The sequence below is a fragment of the Caulobacter sp. GW821-FHT10F06 genome (assembly GCF_058809215.1).
Window position 1 is genome coordinate 43,440 of sequence record NZ_JBXASK010000008.1, and the last position, 14,185, is coordinate 57,624.

The 14,185-nt window shown below is 68.4% G+C and carries 9 protein-coding genes and 1 pseudogene; 5 read left to right on the top strand and 5 right to left on the bottom strand.

From position 1 onward, the window contains the following. The first annotated feature begins 6 nt into the window (after window positions 1-6). Both AC1RUS_RS17605 and AC1RUS_RS17610 read left to right on the top strand, forming a co-directional pair. Window positions 7-882 carry a VOC family protein gene (locus AC1RUS_RS17605; protein WP_492917903.1) on the top strand — a complete coding sequence of 292 codons (876 nt, stop codon included), beginning with the start codon at window positions 7-9 and terminating at the stop codon, window positions 880-882. Window positions 883-904: 22 nt separating this feature from the next. Then, window positions 905-1,747 carry a fumarylacetoacetate hydrolase family protein gene (locus AC1RUS_RS17610; protein WP_492917904.1) on the top strand — a complete coding sequence of 281 codons (843 nt, stop codon included), beginning with the start codon at window positions 905-907 and terminating at the stop codon, window positions 1,745-1,747. 19 nt (window positions 1,748-1,766) lie between these two features. Here the strand turns inward: AC1RUS_RS17610 and AC1RUS_RS17615 are convergent, their stop codons facing one another. The 5 genes and pseudogenes from AC1RUS_RS17615 to AC1RUS_RS17635 all read right to left on the bottom strand — a co-directional run bounded on the left by AC1RUS_RS17615 (window position 1,767) and on the right by AC1RUS_RS17635 (window position 5,577). Next, entirely contained in the window at window positions 1,767-1,979 is a 213-nt protein-coding gene (locus tag AC1RUS_RS17615) for a hypothetical protein (protein ID WP_492917905.1), read from the bottom strand. A gap of 99 nt (window positions 1,980-2,078) precedes the next feature. Continuing rightward, entirely contained in the window at window positions 2,079-3,563 is a 1,485-nt protein-coding gene (locus AC1RUS_RS17620; RefSeq protein WP_492917906.1) for an amidohydrolase, read from the bottom strand. Between the two features lie 221 nt (window positions 3,564-3,784). Continuing rightward, window positions 3,785-3,910: pseudogene (locus AC1RUS_RS17625) on the bottom strand (hypothetical protein); the annotation flags it as partial. 109 nt (window positions 3,911-4,019) lie between these two features. Next, window positions 4,020-5,048 (bottom strand): FecR family protein, encoded by a 1,029-nt coding sequence (locus AC1RUS_RS17630; RefSeq protein WP_492917907.1) that lies wholly within the window; start codon window positions 5,046-5,048, stop codon window positions 4,020-4,022. Then, window positions 5,002-5,577: an RNA polymerase sigma factor gene (locus tag AC1RUS_RS17635; protein ID WP_492917908.1), complete on the bottom strand. Its 576-nt coding sequence runs from the start codon at window positions 5,575-5,577 to the stop codon at window positions 5,002-5,004. Before AC1RUS_RS17635 ends, AC1RUS_RS17630 begins: the two co-directional genes overlap by 47 nt. 289 nt (window positions 5,578-5,866) lie before the next feature. On the opposite strand from AC1RUS_RS17635, the gene AC1RUS_RS17640 reads away from it, so the two are divergent. From AC1RUS_RS17640 to AC1RUS_RS17650, 3 genes are all read left to right on the top strand, one after another. Further along, window positions 5,867-8,389, top strand: coding sequence for a TonB-dependent receptor (locus AC1RUS_RS17640; protein ID WP_492917909.1), 2,523 nt, complete (start codon window positions 5,867-5,869; stop codon window positions 8,387-8,389). Window positions 8,390-8,490: 101 nt separating this feature from the next. After that, on the top strand, window positions 8,491-10,806 hold the full coding sequence (locus tag AC1RUS_RS17645) for a TonB-dependent receptor (RefSeq protein WP_492917910.1): 2,316 nt from the start codon (window positions 8,491-8,493) through the stop codon (window positions 10,804-10,806). A gap of 872 nt (window positions 10,807-11,678) precedes the next feature. Then, window positions 11,679-14,162: a PAS domain-containing protein gene (locus AC1RUS_RS17650; protein ID WP_492917911.1), complete on the top strand. Its 2,484-nt coding sequence runs from the start codon at window positions 11,679-11,681 to the stop codon at window positions 14,160-14,162. Window positions 14,163-14,185: the final 23 nt, after the last annotated feature.

Sequence of the window (14,185 nt, forward strand, 5' to 3'; positions counted from 1 at the left end):
CCCGCCATGCGCCTTCGCAGCATCGAACTGAACGTTCCGCAGGCCGTCGCGGCCAAATACTTCCTGACCGACATCTGGGGCGCGGCCGACGCCGGCGCGGTCGGCGCCACCGTCTATGTGCGTGGCTCGGGCGCGTTTCCGTACCTGGTCTCCCTGACCGAGGCCGACGCGCCGTCGATCCGCAGCACCACCTTCGTCGGCACGGCCGAGGAGGTCGCCGCCATCGCCGAGCGCGCCAAGGCGGCCGGCGCGCCCTGCCAAGACACGGTCTCCACCGATCTGGGCGGCGGCCAGGGGATCCTGGTCCAGCTGCCCGAGGGCGAGGTGCTGCGCTTCCTGCACGGCGACGAGACCGTCCCGCCGATCGAAGGCCGCGACCTGCCCGTCAAGCTGACCCACGTGGTGATGAACTCGGCCGACGCCGAGGCCACCGCCGACTTCGCCGAGGCGGTGTTGGGCTTCAAGGTCTCGGACCGCACCAAGGGCATGGTGTTCGTGCGCTGCAACACCTCGCACCACTCCACCGCCTTCGCCCGCGCCGGCTTCACCTCGCTCAACCACATCGCCTTCGAGATGGCCGACCTGGACGCGGTGATGCGCGGCATCGGCCGCCTGCGCGACGCCGGCGCATCCCCCGCCTGGGGTCCAGGCCGCCACGGACCGGGCGACAACGTCTTCGCCTATTACATCTCGCCGTTCGGCGCGGTCGTGGAGTTCTCGACCGCCGTCGAGATCGTCCCCGACGACTACCGCGTCGGCGCGCCCGAGGACTGGACCTGGCCCGAGGGCCGCATCGACCAGTGGGGCATGTCCGACAAGGACCTGGCCAATCTGGGCGTGGCCGAACGCACCTTCAGACACCTGCCGCTGACCGCCGGCTGACCTTTCACGCACGAGATTTCCCATGAAACTGATCAGCTTCCGCCACAAGGGCGCGGCCACCTACGGCGCGGTGCAGGGCGACCGCGTCGCCGACTTCGGGACGATCGCCGGCCCAGACGCCGGTGACCTGGTCGCGGCCCTCACGGTCGGCGCCCTTCCCGACCTGGCCGCCGAGGCCGCCTTCGACATCGCGTTCGCCGAGGTCGAGCTGCTGCCGGTGGTCACCACCCCGGGCAAGATCTTCTGCGTCGGCCACAACTACGAGACCCACCGCCAGGAGACCGGCCGGGCCAAGGTCGGCCATCCGTCGATCTTCACCCGCTTTGCAGACACCCTGACCCCGCACGGCGGTCCGATCGTGCGCCCGAAGGTCTCGACCAGCCTCGACTACGAAGGCGAGCTGGCCATCGTCATCGGCAAGGGCGGCCGCCATATCGCCGAGGCCGACGCCATGGAGCACGTCGCCGGCTTCGCCTGCGCCAACGACGCCTCGGTGCGCGACTGGCAGTGGCACACCCAGCAGTTCACGCCCGGGAAGAACTTCCCCGCCACCGGCGGCCTGGGCCCCTGGCTGGTGACGCCCGACGAGATCGCCGACCTGGACGCCGTCACCGTCACCACCCGCCTGAACGGCCAGGTGATGCAGCACGCCAGCCTGGCGGACCTGATCTTCCCCCTGCCGACGATCATCGCCTATCTGTCGGCGTTCACGCCGCTGTCGCCCGGCGACCTGATCCTGACCGGCACGCCCGGCGGCGTCGGCGCCAAGCGCGAACCGCCCGTCTGGATGAAGGCCGGCGACACCATCGAGGTCGACATCGCCGGCGTCGGCCTGCTGCAAAACACCATCGTCGACGAGGCATGAGCCTCCAACCTCGGGTGCGTCAGGCGGCCTGAACCAGGGCCGGGCGCACCCGCTCGTAGCGCGCCAGGATGCGCTGCCAGGTGCTGAGCTTGATCGGCGCGCCGTTGCGCAGCTTGCACCATGTCGTCTCGCTGATGCCGTAGACGCTGAAGAGGTGCTCGCGGGTGATCGCGGGCAGCGGCCCCTTCAGCATCTCGAAGGATTCCCGGGGGACGGTCATGACCTCGGCCATGAAGGTTCTCCAAACTCTATGCAAATTGGGGGGGCGGCCGACGCGCAAGGGGGGTGTTGGCGCCGGCCGCGAACGCTCGATCGGGAGAAGGATCGAACGCTATTGCTGACCGCCGGCCGAGGGCTTGCGGTAATCGAGGGCCGGCGGGCGGTCGCCCAGCATGGCCTTGTAGGCGAAGTTCGGGCCGCGACGCTGGTCGAGCTCGGCCTTGGCCTTCTTGATGGTGTCAGGATTGGAGAATAGGTCCGCGCCGGTCAGGGCCAGGGTCTTGGCGGCGTTGACCGCGCCCTTGACGCCGATCGACGACCCCGCCGCCGCCACGTTCTGCCAGCTGTGGCCGGCCGAGCCCGGGACGAAGGTCGCGGTGCCCAGGCCCACCGTCGGGGTCACCCAGCTGATGTCCGACACGTCAGTCGAGCCGCCGCCGCCTTCCATCTCAATCTTGTAGGGCGTGACGCTCTTGACGGTGTCGATCGACGGCGCGCCTGGCAGGCTTTCCTGCATCTTCTTGGCGAAGGCCTGCTCCTCGGGCGTCCAGGTGATGCCGCCCACCTTGCGCAGGTTGGCGTCCATCACCTTGCCCAGGGTGTCGTTGGGCAGCAGGGCATAGACGCCGCCGGTGATCTCGGTCTTGACCGTGGTGCCGGTCGCCAGGGCCGCGCCTTGCGAGGCCTTCTCCAGACGCGCCCAGACGTCCTTGACCACCGCCGGATCGGGGTGGCGGACATAGTAATAGACCTCGGCGAAGGCCGGCACGACGTTCGGCGCGGTGCCGCCGCCGGTGATCACATAGTGGATGCGGGTCTTGTCCGGCACGTGCTCGCGCAGGAAGTTGGCCGCCACGTCCATCACCTCGACGCCGTCCAGCGCCGAGCGGCCCTTTTCCGGCGCGCCCGAGGCGTGGGCCGAGACGCCGTAGAAGCGGAACTTGCCGCTGATATTGGCCATCGACACGCCCTGGACGGCCGAGTTCTCGTTGGCAGGGTGCCAGTGCAGCGTGACGTCGACGTCCTTGAACAGGCCGTCGCGCACCAGATAGACCTTGCCCGAACCGCCCTCTTCGGCCGGCGAGCCATAGACGCGCAGCTCGCCCTTGATGTTGTTCTTGACCATCCATTCCTTCAGCGAGACGGCCGCGCCGACCGAGGCCGCGCCAAACAGGTTGTGGCCGCAGCCGTGGCCGGCGACCTGGCCGGGGATGCCGGTCTTCACCGGATCGGCGGTCTGGGCCAGGCCCGGCAGGGCGTCGAACTCGGCCAGGATGGCGATAACCGGCCCGTCGCCGTTCTTGAAGCTAGCCAGGAACGCGGTCGGCATGCCCGCCACGCCGGCCTTGACGTCGAAGCCCGCGGCCTTGAGCTGGTCCTGCAGCACGGCCGAGCTCTTGACCTCCTGATAGCCGACCTCGGCGAAGCCCCAGATCTTCAGGGCCGCGTCCTGGATCTGCGGCGCGTCGGCGTCGACGGCCTTCAGGATCATGGCGCGGTCGGCGTCCTTGAGCGGCGCGGCGGAGGCCTGGGTCGCGAAAACGCCGGTCGCCATCGCGGCCGACAGCAAGGCAAGCTTCAGGGAAGAGAGCTTCATGGAGACGTTTCCCGGGTGGACGAACAACAGCGCCGTTTGGTCGGCTGCTTGATAAGACGCACCACCAGAGCCGCACCTCACCCCCGGCGCGAGAGAATTTTATCTAGGTCGGCAATTTCTTGAGCGCCATGGCGTCGGGCTCGATGGGGGGCTCGCCGGCGAATGTCTGCTTAAGTGGATGTCGGACGGCCGGCTCAGCAGCGCCCCCTCCGTCACGTCGCCTATCGGCGCCGCGCCACCTCCCCCGTACGCTTCGCTACGGGGCAGGAGAAGAACAGCTTCATCCTCCTCACCCGTGCAACGGGGGAGGTGGCGCGATGCGAATACGCATCGTGACGGAGGGGGCGTCGAGCGGGGGCCGCATCGCCAAAGGTCGCTCAGGGTCGATGGCGGACATAGCCGTGCGCCTTGGCTTGACCTGCGCAAACGGCTCGAGCAGCCAACTCCCGGAAAGACCTAAGCCTTCGGGCGGATCAGCTCGACCTGGCTTTCGTCGGCCTGGCCCACGTCGGCGAGACCATAGCTCTTGATCGCCGCGACGAAGGCGTCGATCTGGCCGGTCTTGAAGACGCCGCTGACGGGCGTGGCGGCCACGCGCGGATCGCTCACCCGCAGCTTGCGCTCGGAGAAGCGGTTCATCTCGTCGACCACCGCCGACAGCGGTTCGCCGTCGAAGACCAGACGGCCCTGCAGCCAGGCCGACTCCTTGGCGGTGTCGACGGCGGCGATCACCCAGTCGGCGGGATTTTGCGCCACGAACCGCGAGCCGGCGATCATCTCGACCGTGCGCTGGCCGCGCGGCGACTCGCCGGCGATGCGGACCTTGCCCTCGACCAGGGTCACCGACAGCTTGCCCGGGTCCATGCGGACGTCGAAGGCGGTGCCGACGGCGGTCACCTGCTTGTCGCCGGCCGCCACGATGAACGGGCGCGAGGGATCCTTGGCCACCTGGAAGAAGGCCTGGCCGCGCAGCAGGGTCAGCCGGCGCTCCTGGCCCCAGGGATTGACCCGGACGGCCGAGTTGGTGCCCAGGGTGACGACGGAGCTGTCGGCCAGGCGGAAGGTCGAGCGCTCGCCGACCGCCGTCGTGAAGACCGGATCCTCGGCGCCGTCCGTCGAGGTCTTGCCGCCGGGGGCGAACCAGCGTCGCCCCAGGAACGCGCCGGTCCCGATCGCGACGACGCCCGCCGCGGCCAGGGCTCCGAAGGCGCGGCGGCCGAGCGCGCGCGGCGCGGCGGCGACATCGCCCAGAGCGTCCGCGCGCAGGGCGGAGAACGACGGATCGGCCTCCAGGAAGCTCAGGTCGTTCCAGACGGACTTTACGCCGCCCCAGGCGTCGGCATGGCGCGGATCGGCCTTCAGCCAGCGTTCGAAGGCCCGACGGTCTTCCGCCAGCACGTCGTCGCCCTGCAGGCGCGAGAACCAGGCGGCCGCCGCGCTATCCGGGTCGTCGTGTATCTCGTTGCCCGGCGTGGTCGACGTCATCCTGGTCCCGCAGACGCTCGTGCATATGACGCAGCGCCTTCATCACATGTTTCTCGACAGCGCTGACGGAGACACCCATGCGCTGGGCGACGAGCTTGTAGCTCATCTCCTCGAAGCGCACGAGGATGAAAACCCGTCGTGTCCGTTCCGGCAGCTCGTTGAGAGCCGCCATGGCCCGCGCCATCTGCTCGCGTCCTTGTAAGACGCGCTCGGGCGACATTTCATCAACCGGGTGATGAATTTCTTGAAATTCGCAGTGATCGGACCGTCGACGGGTGCGATCGCGCCGGCTGCGGTCGATCAGGACGTTGGCGGCGACCTCAAAGAGATAGCCCTCGACATTGTTCACGACGGGCGCGGGCTGGCGCTTCTGGATGCGGAGCAGGACCTCCTGCACGAGGTCGTCGACGTCGTTGATGTGAGCGCGGCGCGAGAAGAAAGCCCGCAGCGCCGGCGTGAAGCGAGCGCCCAGATCCACGAGGGCTTCATCGCCCTCCGGAGGCGTCGCCGGCTTGCCGATCCGTATCATTCTCTCGCGGCCCCAACTTCGATGACAGCGAGGTGAAGGTGGGTTCCCTCCCCTGTCAAGGCGAGCGGCCGGCATGGGACAGGGCGCATGCAACCGCTGGCCTGTTGCCTATTGGATATGCAACAGGCGATCTTGCGGAGCCAAGATGCACGGGGCGGACGGGCGGCGAAGGCGGTTGAGGCATGGTCCGCAGCCGTCGCGCCACGCGGTCGCGCCGCATCCAGGGAGGTCGGGATTCGCTGTGTCGGGGTGTAGCTGGTCGGGAGCGTCGGCGGGGCGCGGCGCCGCCTTGGCCCTGGCCTGCGCGACCGCAGTCCTGGCGCTCGCGCCGTCGGCGGCGACCGCCCAGTCCGTCCGCGCCAATCCCGTCTACCGCTTCGCCATCCCCGCCCAGCCGCTGAGCCAGGCGCTCAATCAAATGGCGTTGCAGAGCAATCGCGAGATCCTATTCTCGCCCGCCGTGGCCGCCGGCCGGCGCAGCGCGGCGGTGACCGGAACCTTCACGGCCGAGGATGCGCTGACGCGCCTGCTGGCCGGTTCGGGCCTGGACGTTCGCCTGGAAGGCCGCAGTTTCCTGGTGGTCTCGCCGCCCCGCCCCGTCGCGCTGATCGCGCCGCCGGCGTCCGTCGCCGCGCCGCCAGCCCCGCCCGCCGCGCTGGACTCGGTGGTCGTCACGGCCCTGAAGCGCTCAAGCCTCGTCCAGCAGACCCCGATCAGCATGACTGTGATCGGCGGCGAGCAGCTGTCGCGCCTGGGCATGGTCGATCTCGAGCGCGCGGCGCCCCTGCTGCCCGGCCTGAAGCTGATCTCGACCGCCTTCGGCCGGCGGCTGGTGCTGCGCGGGGTCTATGGCGCGGGCGAAGCCACGACCGGGCTCTATTACGACGAGACCTCGATGACCGGCCCGGTCGGCACCACCGCCGATCCCGGGGTCATGGCGCCGGAACTGGCCCTCGTGGACGTCGACCGCATCGAGCTGCTGCGCGGCCCGCAAGGCACGCTCTATGGCGCCGGCGCGATGGGCGGCGCCCTGCGCGTGCTTTTCAAGCATCCCGAGCTTGGCGACGACAGCCTGCTGGTCAGCGGCAGCGTGACGGCCGCCGCGCATGGCGAGCAAGCCGGCAGCGCGATGGCCGCCGCCAACCTGGCGCTCACGCCCGACACCCTCGCCGCCCGCCTGACGGTCTACGACCAGAGGACGCCCGGCGTGATCGACAACGCCCGGCTGGGCCTGTCGGACGTCGACGCCTCGCGCACCCGCGGCGCACGGCTGGGCCTGCGCTGGGAGCCGATCCCGCGCCTGTCTCTGCTGCTGTCGGGCACGACCCAGATCACGCATCGCGACGACATCACGGCCTGGAACGACACCGCCGGCCCCTGGCGCACCGTCCACGCCGCCCGCGCGCCGTTCGACGGGAACATCGGCCTGGGCAGCGCCGTCCTGCGGTGGAAGGGCGACGCGGTCGACGTCACGGCGGCCTCGTCCTGGTACCGCTGGCGGCTGACGCGACGCTCCGACTACAGTGGCGTGCTGATCGGCGAGCGGACCAACCCGACCAGCTGCATGCGCTATCTGTCGCTCTCCAGCGCCTGCGACGCCCTGCAGATGCAGACCTATTCGACCTATGTCGACAGCGTCTATCCGGCCATCCTCAACCAGCCGGCCAACCTGACCGCCACCATCCACGAGATCCGCGCCTCGTCGGTGCGGGAGACGCCGATCAGCTGGACCCTGGGCGCCTATAGCGAGGTGCGCGAGGACCATATCGACAGCCAGGTCGCCCATGTCGACGCCACGACGGGCGCCCTGATAGCCCCGGTCCCCCTGATCGGCCGCCGCGACATCGACAATCGCCTGCGCCAGACGGCGGTGTTCGGCGAGGTCTCGTACGACCCGCGTCCCGACACCCGCTTCACGCTGGGCGCGCGCCGGTTCGACTACGTCAAGCGCGACCGGGGCGCGGTGCAGATCCCCAACCCGGTCTCCGGCACCTGGGCCGACTATTCGATCGACGCCCGCACGCCCGAGCGCGGCTGGAGCCTGAAGGCCCTGGTCAGCCAGCAGCTCAGCCCGACCGTCTTCGGCTACGCCCAGATCTCGCAAGGCTTCCGGCCGGGCGGGGTGAACGTGGTCCCCGGCCTGGCCGACACCCTGGCGGTCTATCGCTCCGACCGCCTGACCAATTACGAGATCGGCGTGAAGGGCCAGTCGCCCGGCCGGCGCGTCACCGCCAATGTCGCCGTCTACCAGCTGGACTGGCGCGACATGCAGTACAGCGCCCAGACCCAGAACCGGGCCTTCTCGTTCCTGACCAATGTCGGCGCCAGCCGCATCCGCGGCGTCGAGAGCGAGTTCACGGCGCGTCAGGTGGCGGGCTGGGACCTGGCCGCCAGCGCCACCTTCACCGACGCCCGCCTGACCCAGGACCAGGTCAGCAACATCGCCATCGGCCTGGGCCTGAAGGGCGACCGCCTGCCGACCGTGCCCCGCTTCGCCAGCGCCGCCTCGATGGAGCGGACCTGGACGCTCACCCCCGATGTCGACGGCCGACTGCGGCTCGACGCCTCCTACGCCGGCGAGGCGCGGTCGGCGTTCAATCCCGACAACGCCGACTACATCAAGATGGGCGGCTACGCCGTGTTCGGCCTGACCCTGGGTCTGCGACACGCCCTGTGGACCGCCGACCTCTCGCTCGACAACCTGCTGGACCGCGCCGGACGCGCCTCGGCGCTGCGCAACACCTCAGGGCCCGTGGAGTATTTCGGGGTCTCGCCCCGAACCGTCCGCCTGACGCTTGAACGCCGCTACTGATCGGCTTCCAGCCCATTTTTTGCGAACACGCTGAGGGCCCGGCCCTGTCTTGCGTCTGATCCTACAGGCCGCCGGCGAGCGGTCGATAAGAGGGGATCTCTATGAAACTGCAGTTTCGAGGCCTTAAGGCCCTGGCGCTAGGCGCGACCGCCCTGACCAGCCTGAGCGCGGGCCACGCGTTCGCGCAGGACGCGGCGGCTCAATCGACCGACAACGGCTCGATCGAGGAAATCGTCGTCACCGCACTGAAGCGGTCGACCACGATCCAGACCACCCCGATCAGCATCAGCGCCGTCACCGAGAAATCCCTGCAAGCCCTGGGGGCGTCGGGCATCCAGGACTATTTCCGCACCGTTCCGAACCTGCAGGTCGACGGCAACTCGCCCACCAGCCGCCGCCTGACCCTGCGCGGCGTGCGCAGCGCCGGCGAGGCCACGGTCGGCCTCTATTACGACGAAACTCCGCTGACCGGCCCGGCCGGCACCACCGCCGACGCCAGCTCGACCAGCGCCGACGTCAACCTGTTCGACGTCGAGCGCGTCGAAGTGCTGCGCGGCCCGCAAGGCACGCTGTACGGCTCCGGCTCGATGGGCGGCACCCTGCGCGTGATCCTCAACAAGCCCGACAGCACCCGGTATTCGGGCGCGGTCGAGGCCCAGGGCACGGCCACCAAGGACGGCGGCACGGGCTATTCGGTCAAGGGCATGGTCAATGTGCCGCTGATCCAGGACAAGCTGGCCGCCCGCGTGGTGCTGTATGAAGCCGAGCAAGGCGGCTATGTCGACGACGTCCTGCTCAACAAGAAGGACATCAACGACCAGCACTCGACCGGCGGCCGCCTGATGCTGGGCTTCACGCCCACCGAAGACATCACGATCAACGCCTCGGGCATCTTCCAGAAGACCACCCTGGACGGCCAGAACAGCTGGTACCGCTCGCTGGGCGAAGACAGCTATTCGACCAACGCCCGCGTCATCGCCCCGACCGAAGACAATCTTCGCGTCTACAACGTCACGGGCAAGTGGGAGCTGGGCTTCGCCACGCTCACGGGCACGTCGTCCTACTACAAGTGGACCCTGCTGCGGAATTCCGACTACAGCCCCACCCTTTCGGGCAGCCGCGCCAACGCCACCTCGTGCCGCAACTACATCGCCGGCGGCCCGCCCGCGACCGGCACGGCCCCAGCCTGCACCACCGCGCAGATGGCGCAGTACACCGCCTATGCCGACAGCCGCACCCCCGGCGCGCTGTACCAGCCCATGGGCCTGACCTCGTGGAACCACGAACTGCGGATGAACGGCTCGTTGTTCGCCGACAAGATCGACTGGACTGCGGGCGTCTATTACGAGGACCGCACGGACTATATCGAGAGCAAGGTCGCCAAGGCCGACGCCGCGACCGGTATCATCAACCCTCAAGACCTGACCGCTTGGCGCCATGTCGGCACCGACACCAAGCAGACCGCGTTCTTCGGCGAGATCACCTACAAGCCGATCGAGAAGCTGAGCCTGACGGGCGGCGTCCGTCGCTTCAACTACGACAAGACCGTCTCGGGCCAGGTGCTGATCAGCAACTTCATCACCCAGTCCTATGTCGGTCCGGCCGCCCAGGTCGACGCCAGCGCCGACGGCTGGGTCAGCAAGGTCAATGTCAGCTATCAGGTCACCTCGGACCTGATGGTCTACGGCCTGGCCGCCAAGGGCTTCCGTCCCGGCGGCGCCAACAACATCCCGGGCCTGGCCACGGCGCTGCTGGCCTATGCGCCCGACAGCCTGTGGAACTACGAGACTGGCGTGAAGAGCCAGTGGTTCGACCGCCGCCTGACCGTGAACGCCGCTGCGTACCAGATCGACTGGAGCAACATGCAGATCTCGGCGACCAGCGCCAACGGGGCCTTCAGCTACCTGACCAACGCCGGCAAGGCGCGCATCAAGGGCTTTGAAATCGAAGCCATCGCCCGTCCGATCCGCGGCCTGACCCTGAACGCCACGGCCGCCTTCGTCGACGCCAAGCTGACCGAGGACCAGGCCAACTCGACCATCCTGATCACCGGCTCGACCGGTCTTCGCGGCGACGAGTTCCCCAACGTGGCCGACTTCAGCGGTTCGGCCTCGGCCGAATACACCTGGCCGATCACGGGCGACCTGAACGGCCTGGTGCGCGCCGACTACGCCTATGTCGGCGAGTCCGCCTCGCAGTTCCGCCCGACCTACGTCTACTACGAAAAGCAGGGCGACTACGGCTACGCCAACCTGCGCGGCGGGATCGAGGGCGCGGACTGGGGCGCCTACCTGTTCGTCAACAACGTCGCCAACGAAGTGGGCCGCATGAGCGTCACCTCGGCGGTCAACAACAAGCAACAGGTCGTCAGCATCACCCCGCGCACGGCCGGCTTCTCGGTCCGTAAGCGGTTCTAGTTTGAGCGGCCGTCGCTCCGCGATTGATTGAAGGTGCTCCCCCTGTAGGGAGCTGTCGGGAGCGACTGTGGGGGCGGCTCGGCCTAGGCGGAGCCGCCCTTTCTGCGTTCTGGCCCACCGCCCGCGCGAGGATCGGGAGCGTGACGATCGGAGCGTTCAACCTCGTCCTACAGGTTCTTCTGAGCGCACCAAAAGCCGGCCCGAAAGTCGTCATCCCCCGCTTCATGCGGGGGACCCAAGCGGCGCTGGCGGCTGCGTTCGCTGACTTTGGCCGACTTCGATGTCGGCTTGGGTCACCCGGACAAGCCGGGTGATGACGGACTTTTTTCGCTTCTAGAGTGGGCATTCGCGGCCTCTTATCCAACGCGCCCACGCCTCCCGTATTCTCTCCCTACCTCGTCGCGGAGGAAAGGGCGCTAGGCCAGCGACCTATGCGGCGGCGGGGTGCGATCGAGCGGGACTGGGGTCGAGGGGGATACTCGATCGTGTCCGGGGACCTGGTTGCTGGCCAGGCCCGCCCGTCGTCGGCGTGGTTGAAGGCAAAAGGGCGTGTCTGGCTGAAAGCCCGTCCTCTTAGACCGTCGGGCGCTTGCGGAAACGGAAGAGCTCGGGTCCCGGTAAGGCCCGAATAGGGCCACCCGACGGGAGGCTGGCGGATCACGATCGCGCGGAGCGGACGGCTTCGTCGAAACGGTAATTCTTCATTCTTATCCGGACGTCGTCCGGACGCTCCACGACCCTTTCCCTTATCCTCGCAGCGAAAGCGCGAGGTCGATGGCCCGCGCTCGGTCGTCGCGGCCATAGCCCTGCAACGCTTGGCCGATTATAGCGTTATGGCGCGACCGAGGGGCAAGCATGGGCGTCCGAAACATATGACCGACGACGCCGATCTGACGGATCGCGAGGCCCGACGCCTCGAAGCGCTCTATCGCTATGAGATCCTCGACACCCCGCGTGAAGCCGCTTTCGACGAGATCGCCCAACTGGCGGCGGAGATCTGCGGAACTCCGATCGGCGTGGTCAATCTGATCGGCGACGGCCGGCAATTCTTCAAGGCCGAGGTGGGCCTGGGCGTTCGCGAAACGCCGCTGGAGAGCTCGTTCTGCGCCAAGGCCATCCTCGAGGACGACTTCCTGCTGGTGCCCAACGCCACGGTCGATCCGCGGTTCGAGGGCAATCCGCTGGTCGTCGGCGATCCCGGCCTGCGGTTCTATGCCGGCGCCCTGCTAAAGACCGTCGAGGGCCTGCCGATCGGCACCCTGTGCGTGCTCGACACCCAGCCCAAGACGCTGACGCCGCTGCAGCAGCGCACGCTGCAGGTGCTGGCCCGCCAGGTCATGAGCCAGCTGGACCTGCGCCTGTCGCTCAAGCTGAGCGGCGAGAACGAGCTGCGTTACCGCACGCTGTTCGACTCGATGGACGAAGGCTTCTGCGTCATCGAATTCTTCGACGGTCCGCACGGTCCGCTCAGCGACTACATTCATGTCGACGCCAACGCGGCCTATACGCGTCACGCCGGCATCCCCAATGTCGTGGGGCAAAAGCTGCGGGAAATGGTGCCGGACGAGGCCGACAGCTGGGTCGCCCGTTATGGCGAGGTGCTCAGGACGGGCGTCCCGATCCGCTTCGAGCAGGAGCTGATCGCGACCCGACGGCACCTGTCGCTGTCAGCCTTCCGCATCGAGCCGCCCAGCCGCAAGCAGGTGGCGGTGCTGTTCCAGGACTTCACCGAGCGCCGCGACGCCGAACTGGCTCTGCAGCGCCTGAACGAGACGCTCGAGACCCGGGTCACTGAGGCCCTCGCCGAGCGCAGAGTCCTGGCCGACATCGTCGAAGGGACCGAAGCGTTCGTCCACGTCATCGACAAGGATTTCCGTTGGCTGGCGGTCAACGGCGCCGCCGCCAGGGAGTTTGGCCTGACCTACGGCGTCACGCCGCGCATTGGCGACAGCATGCTGGAGCTGCTGGCCGGCCAGCCGGAAAAGCTTTCAGCCCTTCAGGCCTGCTGGAGCCGCGCCTTGGCGGGCGAGCCGTTTGTCGAAATCGCCGAGTTCGGGACGTCGGACCTCGATCGCCGGTTCCATGAAATGCGCTTCACACCCCTGCGCGGCGAAACGGGCGAACCGATCGGCGCCTATCAGTTCGGCTATGACGTAACCGAACGACTTCGGGAACAGGCGCGTCTTCAGGACGCCGAGGAGGCCTTGCGCCAGGCCCAGAAGATGGAGGCCGTCGGCCAGCTGACGGGCGGACTGGCCCACGACTTCAACAACCTGCTCTCGGGCATTTCCGGAGCCTTCGAGATGGTCGGTGCGCGCCTGGCCCAGGGCCGCACCCGCGATGTCGAGAAATACCTGTCGGCCGGCCAGGGCGCGGCCCGGCGGGCGGCCGCCCTCACCCACCGCCTGCTGGCCTTCTCCCGCCGCCAGACCCTGTCACCCAAGCCCATCGTCATCAATCGCCTGATGGCCGAGCTGGTCGATCTGGTGCGCAGAACGGTCGGTCCCGCGATCGCGGTGGAGACGGTCGCCGCCAGCGGCCTGTGGCCCGCCCTGGTCGACGCCAACCAGCTCGAGAACGCCATCCTGAACCTGTGCATCAACGCCCGCGACGCGATGCCGGACGGCGGTCACATCACCATCGAGACCGGCAACAAGTGGCTCGACCGTCGGGCCGCCAGCGAACACGGCCTGGAGCCGGGCCAGTATGTCTCGGTCTGCGTCAGCGACACCGGCGTCGGCATCGACAAGGCGATCCTGGAGCGGGTGTTCGACCCCTTCTTCACCACCAAGCCGATCGGCGAAGGCACGGGCCTTGGCCTGTCGATGGTCTACGGCTTCGCCCGCCAGTCGCACGGCCACGTCCGGATCTATTCCGAGGTTGGCCAGGGCACGATGGTCTGCATCTACCTGCCCCGCCACTTCGGCGAGGAAGAGGTCGACACCTCGATCGAACCAGCCGCGGCGCCAAGCCACGGCGCGGGCGAGACCGTGCTGGTCGTCGACGACGAGCCAACCATCCGCATGCTGATCGTCGATGCGCTGGGTGAGCTGGGCTATGCCTGCGCCGAGGCCGCCGACGGTCCCGCGGGCCTGAAGATCCTGCAGTCGGGCCAGCGGATCGACCTGCTGATCACCGATGTCGGCCTGCCCGGCGGGCTGAACGGCCGGCAGGTGGCCGACGCCGCGCGGGCTCTGCGGCCAGGTCTGAAGGTGCTGTTCATCACCGGCTACGCCGAGAACGCGGTGCTCAACCACGGCCACATCCAGCCGGGCATGGAGGTGCTGACCAAACCCTTCGCCGTCGGCGAACTGGCGGGGCGTGTCGACCGCATGCTGCGCGAGCCGTCGATCTGACCCTCTCGAACGCAAGACGGGAC